Below are 17,368 nucleotides of genomic sequence, written 5' to 3' on the forward strand. Positions count from 1 at the left end.
GCCCCCGCAGTGGCTGAAGTCAATCGAGGACAAATTAGAACGCGTGGTCGGAATCAATGTATCGGAATTCCGTTTCGGGCGGGTTGGGCAATCCGTGCGGCCCGCGCCGCGGTTCCAATTCCGCCCCGGTCGCGGAGTGCCGACGACGGGCCGCCGGTTCGCGGAACAGCATCGCCCCGCCCACGGCGACCAGTCCCCGCCCCGGCGGGGGTCCTGCCTGGCCCGCCCGCCCGCCGGCGGCGCGGGCTCGCCCTCGCCGGGCTGCTGGCGGGCGCCGTCTGGGCCTACGACCTGCGACTCAAGCACACCGGTGCGGGCCCGGCCGCGATGGCGGCCTGCCGGACGCTCGACGTCCTGCTCGGCGCGGGCCCGGACGTCCGGGCGGCGGCCCCCATGGCGCTCGCCGTCGGCGCCCACACCTACGGGATCAGCGTGCTCGGCCGGGCCGAGGTCACGGGGGCCGCCCCGGAGACGGCCGGCCGGGCGCTGACGGCCACCGCCACGGCCGCCACGCTGGCGTCCCTGGCCTGCCTGCGCGGCGGGACCCCCGGCCGGGCCGCCGCCTCGGCGCTGATCGCCGCGTACCTGACGACCAGCGGGCGGGCCCAGGCGGCGCTGCGTGTCGATCCCGCACCCGACCGTGTGCGGCAGGCGGTCCGGATGAGCATCCTCGGCCTGATCCCCCTGCAGGCCGCCGCGGTCGCGGGCCGGGGCAGGCTCGCCGAGGCGGGGGCCCTGCTGGGCGCGCTGCCCCTGGGCCGGTGGCTCTCCGCGAGGATGGCCACCTCATGATCTGGTCCTACTGCACCAACGGCTTCTCCGACCACCGTCTCGACCAGGCCCTGACCGTGCTGGCCGAGCTCGGCTACACCGGTGCGGCGATCACCCTCGACCACGGCCATCTCCCGCCCGACGCCTCACCGGCCGAGGTCCGGCGAATCGCCGGGCTCGCCGGGCGGCTCGGGCTCGCCCTCGCGGTGGAGACGGGCGGGCGCTACACCCTCGACCCGTGGCGCAAGCACCACCCGACGCTGCTGGACGACGGTGCCGGGCTGCGGGCCGGATTCCTGCGCCGGGCGATGCGGATCGCCGCCGATCTCGGGGCCCCGGTGGTGCACCTGTGGAGCGGGGTCCGGCCGCCCGGCGTCTCCGCGGCCGAGGCGTGGGACCGTCTCGTCCGGCAGTGCGAGCGGCTCCTCGACGAGGCGGACCGGGTGGGGGTCACGCTCGGTTTCGAGCCCGAACCCGGGATGCTCGTCGAGGACCTCGCGGGGTTCGAGCGGCTGCGCGGAGCGCTCGGCGGGCATCCCCGGTTCGGCCTCACCCTCGACATCGGGCACTGCCGCTGCCTGGAACCGTACGACGTGCCGGAATGCGTCCGGCGGGCCCGGCCGTACCTGGTGCACGTGCAGATCGAGGACATGCGGCGCGGTGTGCACGAGCACCTGGAGTTCGGCGCGGGCGAGATCGACTTCCCGCCGGTCCTCGCCGCGCTCGACGGCTTCGACGGCCTGGTCGCCGTCGAGCTGGCCCGGCACGCCCACGCGGCACCCGAGGTGGCCGCGAGGTCGATCGACTTCTTGAGGAGGGCCCATGACCGAGTGGCTGAAGCAGGCCGTACGGGACGTTGAGCGGGATCCGGAGACCGTCCACCGGCTGTTCCCGCAGGCCACCCGCCGGGGTGGCGCGGGGGCGCGGGCGGCGCTGCTGAAGGCGCTGGTCCGGGCGGCGCCGGAACCGCTGGAGCGGGTCAGCACGCTCTACTGGCAGGGCGACGCCGGTGAGCGGCGGGAGATCCTGGAGGCGCTGGGGGATCTCGGTCTCGGGGCCGGCGCCCTGCCGCTCGTGCGGGACGCCCTGCGCGCGAACGACCCCCGGCTGGTCGCCGCCGCGCTCGGGCCGTACGGCTCCACCTGGCTGGACGACCACTCCTTCCGGCAGGGCGTGCTCAAGTGCGTCTTCATGTCCGTCCCGCTCGCGTCGGTCGCGGGTCTCGACCACCGGCTCGACGCGGAGCTGCTCCGCATGCTCGCCGGCTACGCCGCGGAGCGCCGCGCGGCGGGGCGGCCCGTTCCCTCCGACGTTCTCGAAAGGCTCTGATGAGGATCTTCGACCCGCACATCCACATGACGTCCCGCACCACCGACGACTACGAGCGGATGCACGCCGCCGGGATCCGCGCGGTCGTGGAGCCCGCCTTCTGGCTCGGGCAGCCGCGGACGAACGTCGGCAGCTTCCTCGACTACTTCGACGGGCTGCTGGGCTGGGAACCGTACCGGGCGGCGCAGCACGGGGTCCGCCACCACTGCGCGCTCGCCCTCAACCCCAAGGAGGCCAACGACCCGCGCTGCGCCGGCGTGCTGGACGAGCTGCCCCGCTACCTGCTGAAGGACTCCGTGGTCGCGGTCGGCGAGGTGGGCTACGACGCGATGACCCCCGAGGAGGACCGCGCGTTCGAGGCCCAGCTCGCGCTCGCGCGGGAGCACGGCCTGCCGGTGCTCGTGCACACGCCGCACCGGGACAAGGTGGCCGGGACCCGCCGCACGCTCGACGTCGTCCGGGGGATGAACCCGGGCATGGTCCTGGTCGACCACCTCAACGAGCTCACCGTCGGGATGGTCGCCGACGCCGGCTGCTGGATGGGCTTCTCGATCTACCCGGACACGAAGATGGACCCCGGCCGGATGGTGGCGATCCTCAAGGAGTGGGGCACCGAGCGGATGCTCGTGAACTCGGCGGCCGACTGGGGGCGCAGCGACCCGTTGAAGACCCGCGAGGTCGGCGAGGCCATGCTGGCCGCGGGGTTCACGGCGGCGGACGTGGACCGGGTGCTGTGGGAGAACCCCGTCGCCTTCTACGGGCAGAGCGGCCGCCTGTCACTGGACGACCCGGCGCCCGGAGCCGACTACGCGGGCAACACGATCCTGCGCGGGACGCGCTGACCATGCGGTTGCGCCATCCCGGCGGCTCGACCGTCCACCTCGCCTACTGCACCAACGTCCACCCGGCCGAGGACCTCCCCGGCATCCACCGGCAGCTGTCCGGGCCCGCCGCGCGCGTGCGGGCGCTGACCGGCGCGGCCCGGCTCGGGCTCGGGCTGTGGCTCTCGCACGGGGTCACCCGGGCGCTGCGCTCCGACCCCGCCGAGCTCGTACGGCTGCGCGCCGCGCTCGACCGGCTGGGGCTGGAGGTCGTGACGCTCAACGGCTTTCCCTACCAGGGATTTCACCAGGAAGTAGTGAAATATCGGGTATACCAGCCCGACTGGGCGCACGAGGACCGGCTCCGCTACACGCTCGACCTGGCGGAGATCCTCACCGGGCTCCTGCCGGACGACGTCACCGAGGGCACGATCTCCACACTGCCCCTCGCCTGGCGGACCGGATGGACCCGGGACAAGGCCGCCGCCGTCGCCGCGAACCTGGACGCCCTCGCCCGGGGCCTGCGGGAGCTCGCCGGCCGGACCGGCAAGACCGTCCGCGTCGGCTTCGAGCCCGAGCCCGGCTGCATCGTGGAGACCACCTCGCAGGCGGCCGCGCTGCTCGGCGGCGCCGACCCGGAGTACCTCGGCGTCTGCCTGGACGCCTGCCACCTCGCCGTCGGCTTCGAGGACCCCCGGGACGCGGTCGCTTTGGGGCTGCCCATCGTCAAGTTCCAGGCCTCCTGCGCGATCGAGGCGCCCCCGGGGGCGCAGCGGGCCCTGACCGCCTACGACGAGCCCCGCTTCCTCCACCAGACCCGCTGCGCCGCCGGGGCCGCCGGATACGTCGACGACCTCGGGGCGGCGCTCGCCGGCGGGCTCCCGGCGGAACAGCCCTGGCGCTCCCACTTCCACATGCCCCTGCACGCCGCGCCCCCGCCGCCCCTGGCCACGACGGCGTCCCACCTGGGAGAGCTGCTGCGGCTGCTCATGGCGGCGCCGCTCACCCGGCACATCGAGGTCGAGACCTACACCTGGAGCGTTCTGCCGGGCCGGGCGGACGTCGCCGAGGGCATCGCCGCCGAACTCAACTGGACCAGGCGGCGGCTGGCCGCCCTCGGACTTGAGGAGATCTGATGGCACCTCTCGTCGTCATCGACGTCGTCGGCCTGACCCCGCGGTTGCTCACCCACATGCCCAACGTCGCGAAAGCGGGGAACGCGGCGGCGCTGCGGCCCGTGCTCCCCGCGGTGACGTGTTCGGTGCAGGCCACCTTCCTGACCGGCGCCCCGCCCCGCGAGCACGGCGTCGTCGGCAACGGCTGGTACTTCCGGGACCTCGGCGAGGTTCTCCTGTGGCGGCAGCACAACGCGCTGATCCAGGGCGAGCAGCTCTGGGGCGCGCTGCCCGGGCTGCGGACCGCCAACGTCTGCTGGTGGTACGCCATGGGGGCCGCGAGCGACATCGTGGTCACCCCGCGCCCGATCTACCACGCCGACGGCCGCAAGTCGCCCGACTGTTACACCAGGCCCCCGTCCCTCCACGACGACCTGGTCGCCGCGCTCGGGGACTTCCCGCTGTTCTCGTACTGGGGGCCGGGCGCGGGCATCGCCTCCTCGGAGTGGATCGTCGCGGCCGCGCGCCGGATCCTCACCCGGGAGCGGCCCGACCTGCTGATGGTCTACGTCCCGCACCTGGACTACGACCTGCAGCGCCACGGCCCGGACGGCCCGGAGGCGATCGCGGCGGCCCGGGCCGTCGACGCCGCGCTCGCGCCCCTGCTGGCCGAGGACGCCACTTTCGTCGTGCTCTCGGAGTACGGGATCACCCGGGCGGCCCGCCCCGTCGACGTCAACCGCGCCCTGCGCCGGGCGGGGCTGCTCGAGGTCCACACGCAGGCCGGGATGGAGTACCTGGACGCGATGGCGTCGAGGGCCTTCGCGGTGGCCGACCACCAGATCGCCCACGTCTACGTGCGCGACCCGGCCGACGTGCCCCGCGTCCGCGGTCTGATCGCCGAACTGCCGGGCGTGGACGAGGTCCTGGACGGGGAGGGCAAGGCCCGGTACGGCCTCGACCACGAACGCGCCGGCGAGCTCGTCGCCGTCGCCGAGCCGGACGCCTGGTTCACCTACTACTACTGGCTCTCCGACGACCGGGCGCCCGACTTCGCGCGGCTCGTCGAGATCCACCGCAAGCCCGGCTACGACCCGGCGGAGCTGTTCATGGACCCCGCCGACCCGTTCGTGAAGCTCCGCGCGGCCAGGGCGCTGGTCCGCAAGAAGCTGGGCTTCCGCTACACGATGCCGGTGGTTCCGCTCGATCCGTCACCGGTCCGGGGCAGCCACGGGCGGCTGCCCGACTCGGCGGCCGACGGGCCCGTGCTGCTGGGCCCCTTCGACCGGGACTCCTACGCCGCGACCGAGGTGAAGGGGCTGCTGACCAGGCTCGTCAAGGGCGAATCCCGGGAGTGAAGGGCGCCTTCCCCCAGGCCGCCGTCCCTTCGCCGGCGAGCGGGGGCACTGCGATCTCGCAATAGTTAGGTCTTGACCTAAGCGTTGGCTGCCCCCATAGTTAGGTGTGTGCCTAAACGACGAGGCGCGGCTCGACCAGGTCTTCCAGGCGCTGGCCGACCCGACGCGACGCAAAGTGATCGAACGGCTCGTGTCGGGGCCGGCCACCACCTCGGAGCTGGCCAAGCCGTTCGACATGGCACTCCCGTCGTTCACCCAGCACCTGGCGGTGCTGGAGCGTGCCGGGCTGGTGACCTCGGCCAAGAAGGGGCGGGTGCGGACCTACCGGCTCACCCCCGGCACCCTCGAGGTCGCCGGCGGCTGGCTGGCGGAGCAGCGCCGCCTCTGGGAACGGCGCCTCGACCAGCTCGACCACTTCCTGACCACCCTGAAGGAGCAAGAATGAGCTTCACGCCGCACACCCTCGACCCGAACCTGGACATCGAGCTCCACCGGGAGGTCGACGTGCCGCCCGCACTCGTCTGGAAGGCGTGGACCACGCCGGACCTCCTCAAGGAGTGGTTCGCGCCCAAGCCCTTCGAGACGCCGCACTGCGAGATCGACCTCCGTCCCGGCGGCATCTTCCGCACGGTGATGCGCTCCCCCGACGGCAACGAGTTCGACGGAGCGGGCTGCTACCTCGAGGTGATCCCGAACGAGCGGCTGGTGTGGACCAGTGCCCTGGCGCCCGGCTACCGCCCGCAGGCCGGTGAGATGCCCTTCACGGCGGTCATCGAGCTCCAGCCGACCGGCTCCGGCGGCACCCGCTACCGGGCCGTCGCCATGCACCGGACGCCGGAGGACAACAAGCAGCACGCGGACATGGGCTTCGTCGAGGGCTGGGGCGCGGCGCTCGACCAGCTCGTCGCTCTCGTCAAGACGCTCTGAGAGACGTCCGGAAAGTCGGACCGGGCCTGTCCGGTGAATCACCGGACAGGCCTCAGGCGGGGGCGGACAGCAGGTGATCGCTGATCAGGCGGGCCGCCCCGATGACCCCCGCGGTCCCGCCGAGCTCGGACAGGACGATGGGCATGTTCCCGGTGGCCAGGGGCAGCGACCGGTGGTAGACGACGCCGCGGATCTGCGCGAGCAGGGTGTGGCCGAGACCGGCCACACCACCCGCGATGATCACGAGGCCCGGGTTGAAGAAGCTCACGAGGCCGGCGAGCACCTTGCCCACCTGCCGGCCCCCCTCGCGGATCATCTGCACGGCGGCGGCGTCCCCGGCGGCCGCGGCCGCCGAGACGTCCTCCGCGGTGAGCGCGCCCCGCTCGGCGAGCCGCTCGGCCAGGAACGGGGAGCGCTGGGAGCGCGCCGCGGCCAGGGCGTCGCGCGCCAGGGCCGCGCCCCCGAAGTACGCCTCCAGGCAACCGGTGTTGCCGCACGCGCAGACGGGGCCGTGGTCGTCCACCCTGATGTGGCCGATGTCGCCCGCGCTGCCCGACACGCCGCGGTATATCTTGCCGTCGACGACGATCCCGCACCCGACGCCGGTTCCGATCTTCACAAGGAGGAAGTCGTCGACGGACCGGGCGAGCCCGGCGTGCAGCTCGCCCAGCGCCATGATGTTCACGTCGTTGTCCACCAGGACCGGGCAGCCCAGCTCCTGGCTCATCGTCTCCCGGACCGGGAAGCGGTCCCAGCCGGGCATGATCGGGGGTGCGATCGGCATCCCCTCGCGGAAGCTCACCGGTCCGGGAAGGCCGATGCCGGTGCCGTGGATCTCGGTCGCCACACCCTTCGCGCGCAGCTTGCCGAGCAGTTCCAGCGCCTGCTCGAAGACGGCCGCCGGGCCGTCGCGGACGTCCGCCGGCGCGGAGAGGTGACCCAGCACCTCCAGCTCGCCGTTGGTCACCGCGACGTCGATCGAGGTGACGCCGATGTCGATGCCGACGAACCGCAGGTGCGACGCGACGCGCACGATCCCGGACCGCCGCCCGCCCCGGGACGCCGCGAGGCCGGCCGACTCCACGAGTCTCAGCTCGGCGAGCCGGTCGAGCTCCAGGGCCAGCTTGGATCGGGACAGCTGGACGACGTCGCCGAGTTCCGCGCGCGAGCGCGCGCCCTCATCGCGCAGCAGGTGGAGGAGTTGCGCCTGGTGGACGTTCTCCGGGCGAGCTGTCATTTCGCGTGACGCCGCCCTCCGGGTCGGGGTCTGGGTGTGTGACGGTGGCTGCTTGCACAAGCCTTGCGACAACTTGCTCCATTATATGGCTTACTTCTTCCTCCCCGTGGACAAAGTCTCCAGATCGCTCGCCGAATCGGGTGAGCGGGAGGCGCCGGGGACGGCGCCAGGATTGACGGCGCCTCGGGCGGGCACGGCGCTGTGCGACGAACGGAGCGACGGGAGGCACGGGCGGATGACGAGGACGGAGTGGCTGTTCGTGGACGGCGCGTGGCGCGTGAGCGCGTGCGAGGCCACGATGACGGTGACGGACCCGGCGACGGACGAGCCCGTGGGCCGGTTCCCGCGCGGATGCGCGGAGGACGTCGAGGCGGCCGTCGCGTCGGCCCGCGCCGCGGCGCCCGGGTGGGCGCGGCACGCCCCGGCCGAGCGCGGCACGCTCCTGCGCCGGGCCGCCGAGCGGGTCCGGCGGCACGCCGACGAGCTGGCCACGCTGGTCACCCGGGAGATGGGCAAGCCGATCGGCGACGCGCGCGGCGGCGTCGACGCCGGGGCCGGAACGCTGGAGCAGTACGCCGAACTCGGCCCACTGCACGGCGCCCGCACCCTGCAGGGCGGCTGGGCGGCGACCGACTTCATGGTCCGCGAACCTCGCGGGGTCGTCGCCGTCATCACCCCGTGGAACGACCCCGTGGCGATCGCCTGCGGCCTGATCGGCGCCGCGCTGGTGACGGGCAACACGGTCGTGCACAAGCCGTCGGAGCGGACCCCGCACACCGGGGCCCGCCTGGTGGAGCTGCTCGCCGAGGAGTTGCCGCCCGGCGTGCTCACCATGGTCACCGGCGACCGGAAGGCGGGCGCCCCGCTGGCCGCCCACCCCGGTCTCGGCCTGGTGGCGCACGTGGGCTCCACCCGGGCGGGCCGGCGGATCGCCGCGGCCGCGCACTGCCGGGTGCTGCGCGAGAACGGCGGCAAGGACGCGCTCATCGTGGACGCGGACGCGGATCCGAAGTGGGCGGCCGAGCAGGCCGCGCTGGGCTGCTTCGCCAACGCCGGGCAGATCTGCACGTCGGTGGAGCGGATCTACGTGCACCGCGGCGTGGCCGAGCCGTTCACCGCCGCCCTCGTCGCCGCGGCGGAGAGCCTGCGCATGGGGCCGGGGCTGGACGAGGCGACCACGTTGGGGCCGCTGGTCGACCGCCGCCTGCGTGACACCGTGCACGAGCACGTCCGGGCGGCGGTGGCGGCCGGGGCGCGGGCGCTGACCGGCGGCCGGATCCCCGAGGGGCCCGGCGCGTTCTACCCGGCGACGGTGCTGGCCGGGTGCACCGACGAGATGCCCGTCATGCGCGAGGAGACCTTCGGCCCGGTGGCGGCCGTCCGCGTCGTGGACGGCTTCGACGAGGCGATCGCCCTGGCCAACACCGGCGAGTACGGCCTGGCGGCCACCGTGCTGACCGGCTCGCTCCCCCACGCCCAGCGAGCCTGGCGTGAGCTTCGGGCCGGAACGGTCAAGGTCAACGCCGTCTTCGGCGGCGCGCCGGGCGGCGCCGCCCAGCCCCTCGGCGCCAGCGGTGAGGGCTTCGGGTACGGGCCGGAGCTGCTGGACGAGATGACCCACACCAAGGTGGTGCACATCACCACGTACGACCGCGGTCAGTGATCCGGCCGGCGGCCCGGGTGACGCCTGCGGGACGCCGCGTCATCCGCCGCCGGCGTGCGGGGTGAGCAGGAGCAGCGCGATGTCGTCGCTGTGCAGGTCGGCGCGCCGGGTATGGCTGATGAGGATGTCGGCGAGGTTCTCCACGGGCTCGTGCCGGCCCCAGGCGAGGCGGGTGGCGAGGTCGACGGCGGCGTCGCCGAGGTCGGTGCCGGGGGACTCGATGAGGCCGTCGGTGTAGAGGGCCAGCAGGTCCCCGGGGGGCAGGGATGCCCCGACCCCGGGATACTCGGCGTCGGGGTCGACGCCGAGAAGCGGTCCGGGCTTCACGTCGAGGATCTCGGTGCGCCCGTCGGAGTGGCGCAGGATCGGCGGGAGGTGGCCGGCGGTGGCCAGGCACACCTTGTGATCGGCCAGGTCGAGGTGGACGTACAGGCAGCTGGTGAGCAGGCCCGAATCGAGATCGGTGAGCAGGCGGTTGGTCCGGGCGAGGACCTCGTCCGGGGCCGCGCCGGCGCTGGCGTAGGCGCGGACGGCGGTGCGCACCTGTCCCATGAGGGCCGCGGCGGTGACGTTGTGGCCCTGGACGTCGCCGATGACGGCGGCGACGGTGGTGTCGTCCAGACGGATGAGGTCGTAGAAGTCGCCGCCGATGTCCATGCCGCGGGTGGCGGGCCGGTAGCGGGCGGCCACCTTCAGGCCGGGGATGCGGGGCAGGGCGTGGGGCAGCAGGGCTTCCTGGAGGCCGTGCGCGAGCTGGTGCTTGGCGTCGTAGAGGCGGGCGCGGTCCAGGGCCTGGGCGATCAGCCCGGCGAGCGAGGTCAGCACGGTGCGTTCCTCGTCGGTGAAGGCGTGGGGCCGGTGGTAGGAGAGCACGCAGCAACCGACGGGGCGACCCGAGCTGATCAGGGGCAGGAAGGCCCAGGCGGCCTTCCCGGTCAGCTCCGGGATGCCGGGGGCGACCCGCTCCATCTCCTCCGGCGAGGCGAAGAAGCTGGGGATGCCGCTGATCAGGGCGCGCGCGGCCGGGACCGGCAGGGTGGCCAGGGAGGAGATCTTCTCGAAGTGGTCCACGGCCTCGGCGCCGTAGCCGCGTTGGCCGATCCTCTGCAGCCTGCCGCCCTCCACCGCGAGCAGGGTGAGACCCTGGGCGTCGAAGGCGGGCATGATCTGGTCGGCGACCAGATCGACCACGTCCTGCACGGTGACGGTCTCGGTGAGCGCGGCGGCGAGGTGGACCAGGTGGTAGAGCGCGCCCGCCCGGGTCGGTACGCCCGAGGGCGCGACGGGCCCGGGTGCCCGGAAGCGGCCGCCGGTCGCGTCGCCGGGGGCGATGCGCACGCTGACGCCGGTGGCGTCCGGGTAGAGCTGGAAGGTCAGCCACTGGTCCGGAGGGTTCAGGGCGGTGAAGGAGACGGGCAGGCGACTGATCATCGCGGACCGGTAGCGGTCCTCGTAGACGGGGTCCTTCAGCCATGGCAGCGCTTCCCAGGGCAGCTCTCCGAGCAGGTCCGTGGCGTCGCGGCCGAGCATGGCGGCGGCGGTGGCGCTGACGTAGGAGAACCGGCCGTCCGGGTCCAGGGAGCAGCCGCCCTCGGGAAGGCGCTCGACGAAGTCCGCCGCGGCCAGAGCTTCCTCCGGCCCCACCACCCGGGTGCGGGGCTGGGCCAGCAGGTGCGACTCCGGTCCGGGCAGCACCGGGTGGCCGCTCTCGGCGGCCTGCCGCAGGAACTCGCCCAGGCGGCGGCAGGCGGCGCTGATCGCGTTGAGTTCCTCCGGGGTGAGCCGGGTCGGGCGGGCGCCGGGCCACATCAGCAGCAGCGCGCCCCAGCAGGTGGCGCCGGTGGTGATCGGGGCGGCGGCCAGCGCGAGGGGATAGGGCAACGCGAGCGCCGTCCGCGGGTAGCGGTTCGCCATGTCCGTGTGGCTGCCGACCCACACCAGGCGGCGGTCGCGCGTCGCGTCGGCCACCGGGATCGGGGCCGCCAGCGACACCCGTTCCCAGGGCGCGACGAACTCCAGGGGGACTCCGCTCAGCACCGTCAGCCGCAGCACCTGCTCCCCCGGTGGCAGCAGGTAGATCCCGCCCACGGTCGCGCCCGCCTCCCGCATGGCCTGGAGCAGGAGCGGGTCCAGCGGCTCCGCTCCCGAACCGGCGGCGGATGCAACGGAGTCCCGGGTGTCCTTCCCCTGCCCGGCGGGAGGTACGAACGAGCCCGAGGCGGCTCCCGGGGACCTCATCGCCGGTCCCCGTGCCGGACCCGGCCCGCACCCGGCCCGACCCGGTGTGCCGGACGGCAGCACCGCCGGCCGCGGCCGACCCGCGCCGCTAGCGGTGAATCACTCCAAACACCCTTAAAGCTCAACATACATGGGCAATATGCCCAAATAGGGCGATGAAACACCCCGACTCCGGCATCCGGGGGCCACCGGGTGCGGCCGGACCGTCGGCGCGCGCACCACCCGGCGCGGCCTCACGCGGTCAGGCGGCGGACCATGTGGACCAGTGCCGCGCGCCTGGCCTGCGGACCGTCGTCGGGGGTGCCGGCCATCATCATGCGTACCACCTGCGGAACCGAGAACCACCAGCCGACCAGCGCGAACACCGCATAGAGCAGATGCGCGGGATCGACGTCACCGGCGATCCTCCCCTCCGCCTGCGCCTTGGCGAAGGCGGCGACCTTCTCCGCGTAGTGAGCCCGGCGTTCGTCCTCGGCCGCCACCTCGACCCGGCCGTCCTGCAGCCCTTCCCACGCCAGCAGGCGCAGGAAGTGCGGGTGCGCGCAGTGGTAGTCGAAGACGCGCCCGGCGTACTCGCCGAGGTCCGTGGCCTGTTCGCCGGTGAGCGGCACATCGGCGGCCACCTTCGCCAGCTCGGCCTCCAGGACCGCGGTGAACAGCCGCTGTTTGCTGCCGAAGTACTGGTAGATCCGTTCCTTGTTCACCCCGGCGCACGCGGCGATGCGGTCCACCCGCGCACCCTGCGGGCCGTGCTCGGCGAACTCCTCCACCGCGGCGTCGAGGAGGAGCTGCTTGGTCTTCGCGGTGTTCCAGGCCATGGACCCAGCCTACAAGAATTCCAACCAGACAGTTGGACATTTGGCCGCCGCATGTCATACTCCAACCATCCAGTTGGAGATGGGTCCGGCCCGGCACCGCGTCCGGCATCGCGCCCGGAACCACCGGGGCCGCCGGTCCCGCGGCGGCCGGTCCCGCCGGCCTCTCCCCCTGGGACACACTCACCCCGCGACAGATCGGTACTGAGACATGACCACCGCACCCCGGACCACCCGCGAGATCGTCGACGCCTTCTTCGCCCGCTTCGGCGCCGGGGACCTGCCCGGCCTCCTCGACCTGTTCGCCGACCGCGTGGACTTCTCCGTCCCCGGCGCGCCGAACGTGCCCTGGACCGGGACCCGTTCCACCAGGAATGAGATCTCCGAGTTCTTCACGGTGCTCGGCAAGGAACTCACCCCCGCCGAGGAGTTCACCGTCGACGCCACCGTCGTCGAGGGCGAGCACGCCGTGGTCACCGGCCGCAGCCGCTTCGGCGTGGTGTCCACCGGCAAGGCGTTCGTCAACGAGTTCGCCCTGCACTTCACCGTCGCCGACGCCAGGATCACCGGCTATCGGATGCACGAGGACAGCCACGCGATCAGCGTCGCCTTCACCCGGTGACCGAGGACGGGGCGGGCCGTCCGGTCCCGGGCGGCTCCGGGGCGGGACAGGCGGACGCGCCTCCGCGCCGGAGGCGCGCTTCCCGTACCCCGCCTGACGCCCCGGCGCGTCCGGCGCGGGGTTCGCGGCGCTCTCCCCCGCGGACGCCGGCCGGGTGATCTCAGTGCGACGGCGCCGGTCCGGCGGGGCCCCGCCGGACCGGAGTCAGACGAGCTCGCCGTCGCGAGAGCCCCCGGCCCGGGTCCTCCGGCGCGCGCGGAGACGACGCGCGACGAGGACGAACGGGCCGGTCACCGCGGCGAGGACGGCGAGCAGCCCGGCGAGGACGAGGGCCAGCCGCCCGGGTGAGTCCAGTGAGACCGGCAGGCCCCGGGTGCCGGGATCCTCGGGGAAGGTGAGGGTGCCGGTCGCCGTGCGCTCGATCCGGCCGCTGTGCAGGGTGAGGCGGAACTTCCACGGGCCGTCGGGGAGATCCCTGCCCAGCAGCGCGGTGACGTCCGCGCGGTCGCCGGGGGCCAGGGTGGTGCCACGGGTGACCCGGAAGGGGCCGGCGCTCAGGGAGCTCGGCCCCTCCGACAGCGACAGCTGCCCGTCCACGTCGATGGCGCGGTGGCCGGTGTTGGTGACGGTCGCGGTGACCTTCGGCTGCCCGTCCTCGGTGCGCTGCGGGACGATCCGGCCGATCTGGAAGTCCGACGGCGGTTCACCCCCCGGGCCGACGTCGAGGTAGGTGCGGATCCCGACGCGGTTGACGATGGCGACGTTCCCCTCCGGGCCGGGTTCGGCGGAGGAGACCTGGGCCCAGATGACGGCGTACCGCTCCGCCTTGCTCGCCCAGGCCGGCACCGCGACGGTCGCCTTCACCGGTACGCTGCCGCGCGGAGGCAGGTCGACCGCGGTGCGGTCGAGCTTGATCCACGAGCTCAGCTCGTTGGCGGTGCGGGCCGGGGCGAACGTGAAGCGGTTGCCCTTGATGGCGGCGGCGGCCGCGTACAGCTCCACGCGCTGGGGCTTGGGCGAGGTGCTGACGACCTCCATGCGCCTGGTGAAGGTGGTGCCGGGGTTGACGTGGTCGACGATGAAGTACCGCGATCGCGGGTCGTCCACGCGGTTGGCGGGGATCTCCAGCAGCCGGATCCCGATGGCACCCTCGTCGGCGGGGCGCCCGCCGTCCCGACCCGCCTGCGCGGTCGCCGGAGCGCTCAGCGTCCCGTACGCCAGGAGCGCGAGCAGCGCCGCCAGGGCGGCGGGCCGGCGGGTCAGGGGGCTAGGCAACGGAGTGGTTGATCGTACCGGTGTAGGTACCTTCCACCGCCTGCTCGGGGATATTGATCACGATGGTCGGGTTCCAGGTGGCGGAGTTGTTGCCGGAGCCGCTCGTCTTGGCGAAGGCGGTGCGCGTGACGGCGAGCGTCTGCGCGGCCGCCGCGTTGAGCTGCCCGGGGACGAAGGTCCCGGTGCCGGTGGTGTTGACCGCGGGGCCGGACCAGTACAGCACGGCGGTGTTGGGGATGGTCTCGGCCGTCGTGCCGCCGCCCGTGGTGAAGGCCCCCGACGTCGAGACGACGCTCGCCGTCCACGTGCCGTTGAGCGCGGCGCGCTGGTCGACCACCGTGACCGGGCCGAGCTGCCCGCTGATCTGCCCGCCCGGCTGGCCGCCGCCGAGGTTCACCGGGCCGTCCGGCACGGTGATCGCCAGCCCGCTCGGCGCGGCCACGGTGAACGTCACCGTGGTGGAACACGTCGTTGAAGCGGCGCAGGTGTCGGCCCGCGCGGGCAGGGCCATCGTCACCGTGGCCACCATCATGCCGGCGGCGCCCATCAACGGGACGCCAAGACGACTCCTCGGCACTGCGGATCCCCCTCCGTTACCCTTCGCCCCCCCGGGCGGTTCCTCGGTGATCACATCCTGCTCCCCGGCCGGTCGCCGGAAACCGCCGCCGCGGGCATCTGGCGATTTTTGGCGATCACATTGTGACGTTAAAGAGCGTCCGGGCGGGCGATTCCCGCGGCGGGCCGCGACGGCATACGTGGAAAGCACGCGAAAGGCATGCGGACTCCTCCAATAGCGGCCTACCGGCGGCACGATTCCGGGCGTTTATCCGTTTTTAAGTGCATTTATCTCCCGGGCCGCATCCGGGTCGGATGAAAGCACCGACCGAAGCACCCCGTTCGCCCCGGAACGGAAGGCCGTACCGCCGCCTTTGCCGTTAATTTACGACCCACGGGCAAGGCCCGGGAAAGCGATCCCGTTTAATGCCCTAGGCTGCCACCTGCTTTCGCCGTGTTCCACCGAGTAGACACTCCACGCGAATCCCCACACGACACCCTTGAGGAATCGACATGAGGAAGGGTCCCGCGAGTCCCCTCGCCGGGCGAGCGCTCCTGCCGCTGACGGCGGCGGCCACCCTGGTGCTGGGTCTCGGCACTCCGGCGGCCTCCGCCGACTCCGGGCCGGGAGGGCACCCGGCGATCGCCCGGCGCGCCGAGACACTGACGATCACCGTGCCCAACTCGGCGTACCTCGGCACCGGCGGCGCCGGTACCACGATCAGCGGCTCCCTCGGCACGGTGACCGTGACCGACAGCCGGCCCGGTGTGCCCCCCTGGACGGCCACCGCCTCGGCCGGCAACTTCACCACCGGCACCGGCACGGCCGCGCAGACCATCACCAGGGACAGGCTCTCGTACTGGTCCGGCCCGACCACCGCCTCCTCCGGCGGAGGCTCCCGCACCCCGGGGCAGACCTCCGCCGCCCAGGCGGTCTCCCTGGCCACGACGGTGACCGCGTTCCGGGGCCGCAAGGGGACGATCCCCACCACCACCAGCTGGCAGCCGACGATCGTGGTCGCCGTCCCGGCCGCCGCCATCGCGGGCGGCTACACCGGCGTCATCACCCACTCGGTCGCCTGACCGGCGAACGCCGACCGGCGGAACCCGGCGCCACCCGCTCCCGGTGGCGAACCAAATCTCCCCCGTCCGGCCCAGCCCTCTCCCCGCTTTTCCCGCCGGCCCGATCCGCGAATTGGCGGACTCATGACCAGCCGCAAACATCGACGGTCGGCGGCGGCCGACGGCATTGCGAGATATTCGGACGGCGCGGGACGGCTGGGACCGGAGTTTTCTTCCGTATCCCATTTTCGGGCGATTTATCCAAATACCGAAGAGCGTGGCCTGTCCGCGGTTCTGTCTTCTTTCTTGCTGGAAGGGATGTCATGCGTCACTGCTCTAGACGCCTGGGGTACCCGCTCATGGTCATGGCCCTGGTCCTGGCGGCGAGCGCCCCCATGTCCACCGCGTCCGCCGCCCGGTCAGCCGATCCCTCACCCCCGCGCCCCTGGGTGAAGATCTGCCTCAAACTCAAGCTGATGCCCGCTCACCGGCGGATCAAGTGTCACTTCCCGCCCGCCCCGCGCGCCGCCTCGGCGGCCCGGTTCGACGGGGAGGCCAGACTCGGCGGGAAGGTCCGGCAGGCGCCGACCATCACCGAGCTGACCATACCGACCAGCCCGTCGACCCCCGTCGGGATCACCGCGGGCCCGGACGGCGCCCTGTGGTTCACCGAGAACTACGCCAACAAGATCGGGCGCGTCACCACGTCGGGCCTGTTCACCGAGTACACGCTCCCCACCTCCGGCGCCGAGCCCGCGCACATCACCGTCGGCCCGGACGGGGCCCTGTGGTTCACCGAGGCGAACGCCAACAAGATCGGGCGGATCACCACCTCCGGGACGATCACCGAGTACACCGTGCCCACCGCCGACTCCTACCCCTGGGGCATCACCGTCGGCCCGGACGACGCCCTGTGGTTCGTCGAGGTGGAAGGCAACAAGATCGGGCGGATCACCACGTCCGGGACGATCACCGAGTACCCCCTGCCCACCGCCGACGTCTACCCCCTGCACATCGCCGCCGGCCCGGACGGCAACCTCTGGTTCACCGAGTCGCTCGGGAACAGCATCGGGCAGATCACCCCGTCGGGGACGATCACCGAGTTCACCGTTCCCACCTCCGGCGCGACGCCCATCGGGATCACCGCGGGGCCGGACGGCAACCTGTGGTACACCGACGCCAACGGGTATGTCAGTTCCGTCAGCACCACGGGCACCTTCACCGAGTACGCGCTCACCGACCCCAACAGCTACCCGTGGGGCATCACCGTCGGCCCGGACGACAACCTGTGGTTCACCGAGCAGAGCGCCAACATCATCGCCAGCGTCACCACGTCGGGGACGATCGACGAGTACACGCTCCCGACCAACGTCTCCGGGCCCTTCGAGGTCGCGCTCGGATCCGACGACAACCTCTGGGTCACCGAGGACTACGTCGACCAGATCGCCGTGGTGACGCCCTGACCCAGCCGGCCGGCGGCCGCCGCGGGTTCGCCGCGGCCGTCGTCACGGGCCCTCCCCCGGCCGGGCCCTCCCCCCGGCCCGCCGGCGACGCCGGCGGCCCGGGAGGCCCTAGTCCTT

At 73.1% G+C, this 17,368-nt stretch carries 17 protein-coding genes; 12 read left to right on the top strand and 5 right to left on the bottom strand.

All coding sequences use genetic code 11. The annotated features are described in order from the left end of the window. Positions 1-327 precede the first annotated feature (327 nt). From ABD841_RS38390 to ABD841_RS38425, 8 genes are all read left to right on the top strand, one after another. Positions 328-792: a UbiA prenyltransferase family protein gene (locus ABD841_RS38390; RefSeq protein ID WP_344981974.1), complete on the top strand. Its 465-nt coding sequence runs from the start codon at positions 328-330 to the stop codon at positions 790-792. After that, a complete protein-coding gene (locus ABD841_RS38395) occupies positions 789-1,631 on the top strand; it encodes a sugar phosphate isomerase/epimerase family protein (protein ID WP_344981975.1) in 843 nt (280 codons plus the stop codon). Before ABD841_RS38390 ends, ABD841_RS38395 begins: the two co-directional genes overlap by 4 nt. Beyond that, positions 1,594-2,100 carry an EboA domain-containing protein gene (locus ABD841_RS38400; RefSeq protein ID WP_344981976.1) on the top strand — a complete coding sequence of 169 codons (507 nt, stop codon included), beginning with the start codon at positions 1,594-1,596 and terminating at the stop codon, positions 2,098-2,100. The genes ABD841_RS38395 and ABD841_RS38400 overlap by 38 nt, the downstream gene beginning before the upstream one ends. Beyond that, on the top strand, positions 2,100-2,942 hold the full coding sequence (locus ABD841_RS38405; RefSeq protein WP_344981977.1) for a TatD family hydrolase: 843 nt from the start codon (positions 2,100-2,102) through the stop codon (positions 2,940-2,942). Before ABD841_RS38400 ends, ABD841_RS38405 begins: the two co-directional genes overlap by 1 nt. A 2-nt stretch (positions 2,943-2,944) precedes the next feature. Continuing rightward, positions 2,945-4,057, top strand: a complete 1,113-nt coding sequence (eboE, locus tag ABD841_RS38410) for a metabolite traffic protein EboE (RefSeq protein WP_344981978.1) — start codon at positions 2,945-2,947, stop codon at positions 4,055-4,057. Then, positions 4,057-5,394: an alkaline phosphatase family protein gene (locus tag ABD841_RS38415; protein ID WP_344981979.1), complete on the top strand. Its 1,338-nt coding sequence runs from the start codon at positions 4,057-4,059 to the stop codon at positions 5,392-5,394. The genes eboE and ABD841_RS38415 overlap by 1 nt, the downstream gene beginning before the upstream one ends. Before the next feature lie 106 nt (positions 5,395-5,500). Next, positions 5,501-5,839 (top strand): ArsR/SmtB family transcription factor, encoded by a 339-nt coding sequence (locus ABD841_RS38420; protein ID WP_344981980.1) that lies wholly within the window; start codon positions 5,501-5,503, stop codon positions 5,837-5,839. Then, positions 5,836-6,321 carry an SRPBCC family protein gene (locus ABD841_RS38425; protein ID WP_344981981.1) on the top strand — a complete coding sequence of 162 codons (486 nt, stop codon included), beginning with the start codon at positions 5,836-5,838 and terminating at the stop codon, positions 6,319-6,321. Before ABD841_RS38420 ends, ABD841_RS38425 begins: the two co-directional genes overlap by 4 nt. Before the next feature lie 52 nt (positions 6,322-6,373). On the opposite strand, the gene ABD841_RS38430 is transcribed toward ABD841_RS38425, so the two are convergent. After that, entirely contained in the window at positions 6,374-7,558 is a 1,185-nt protein-coding gene (locus ABD841_RS38430) for an ROK family protein (RefSeq protein ID WP_344981982.1), read from the bottom strand. A 235-nt stretch (positions 7,559-7,793) separates the two neighbouring features. Here ABD841_RS38430 and ABD841_RS38435 point away from each other — a divergent pair, with 235 nt between their 5' ends. After that, on the top strand, positions 7,794-9,221 hold the full coding sequence (locus ABD841_RS38435; RefSeq protein WP_344981983.1) for an aldehyde dehydrogenase family protein: 1,428 nt from the start codon (positions 7,794-7,796) through the stop codon (positions 9,219-9,221). 39 nt (positions 9,222-9,260) lie between these two features. On the opposite strand, the gene ABD841_RS38440 is transcribed toward ABD841_RS38435, so the two are convergent. Both ABD841_RS38440 and ABD841_RS38445 read right to left on the bottom strand, forming a co-directional pair. Then, a complete protein-coding gene (locus tag ABD841_RS38440; protein ID WP_344981984.1) occupies positions 9,261-11,459 on the bottom strand; it encodes a SpoIIE family protein phosphatase in 2,199 nt (732 codons plus the stop codon). Between the two features lie 233 nt (positions 11,460-11,692). Further along, positions 11,693-12,277, bottom strand: a complete 585-nt coding sequence (locus ABD841_RS38445) for a TetR/AcrR family transcriptional regulator (RefSeq protein WP_344981985.1) — start codon at positions 12,275-12,277, stop codon at positions 11,693-11,695. 208 nt (positions 12,278-12,485) lie between these two features. Here ABD841_RS38445 and ABD841_RS38450 point away from each other — a divergent pair, with 208 nt between their 5' ends. Beyond that, positions 12,486-12,896 (top strand): nuclear transport factor 2 family protein, encoded by a 411-nt coding sequence (locus tag ABD841_RS38450; protein ID WP_344981986.1) that lies wholly within the window; start codon positions 12,486-12,488, stop codon positions 12,894-12,896. A gap of 204 nt (positions 12,897-13,100) precedes the next feature. On the opposite strand, the gene ABD841_RS38455 is transcribed toward ABD841_RS38450, so the two are convergent. Both ABD841_RS38455 and ABD841_RS38460 read right to left on the bottom strand, forming a co-directional pair. Then, complete coding sequence (locus ABD841_RS38455; protein ID WP_344981987.1) at positions 13,101-14,171, bottom strand: hypothetical protein; 1,071 nt, start codon at positions 14,169-14,171, stop codon at positions 13,101-13,103. After that, positions 14,164-14,718, bottom strand: coding sequence for a hypothetical protein (locus ABD841_RS38460; protein ID WP_344981988.1), 555 nt, complete (start codon positions 14,716-14,718; stop codon positions 14,164-14,166). Before ABD841_RS38460 ends, ABD841_RS38455 begins: the two co-directional genes overlap by 8 nt. Before the next feature lie 521 nt (positions 14,719-15,239). Here ABD841_RS38460 and ABD841_RS38465 point away from each other — a divergent pair. Both ABD841_RS38465 and ABD841_RS38470 read left to right on the top strand, forming a co-directional pair. Continuing rightward, on the top strand, positions 15,240-15,809 hold the full coding sequence (locus tag ABD841_RS38465) for a hypothetical protein (protein ID WP_344981989.1): 570 nt from the start codon (positions 15,240-15,242) through the stop codon (positions 15,807-15,809). A gap of 302 nt (positions 15,810-16,111) precedes the next feature. Then, a complete protein-coding gene (locus tag ABD841_RS38470) occupies positions 16,112-17,251 on the top strand; it encodes a Vgb family protein (protein WP_344981990.1) in 1,140 nt (379 codons plus the stop codon). Positions 17,252-17,368: the final 117 nt, after the last annotated feature.

It is taken from the genome of Streptosporangium fragile (genome assembly GCF_039534445.1).
GTDB lineage: Bacteria > Actinomycetota > Actinomycetes > Streptosporangiales > Streptosporangiaceae > Streptosporangium > Streptosporangium fragile.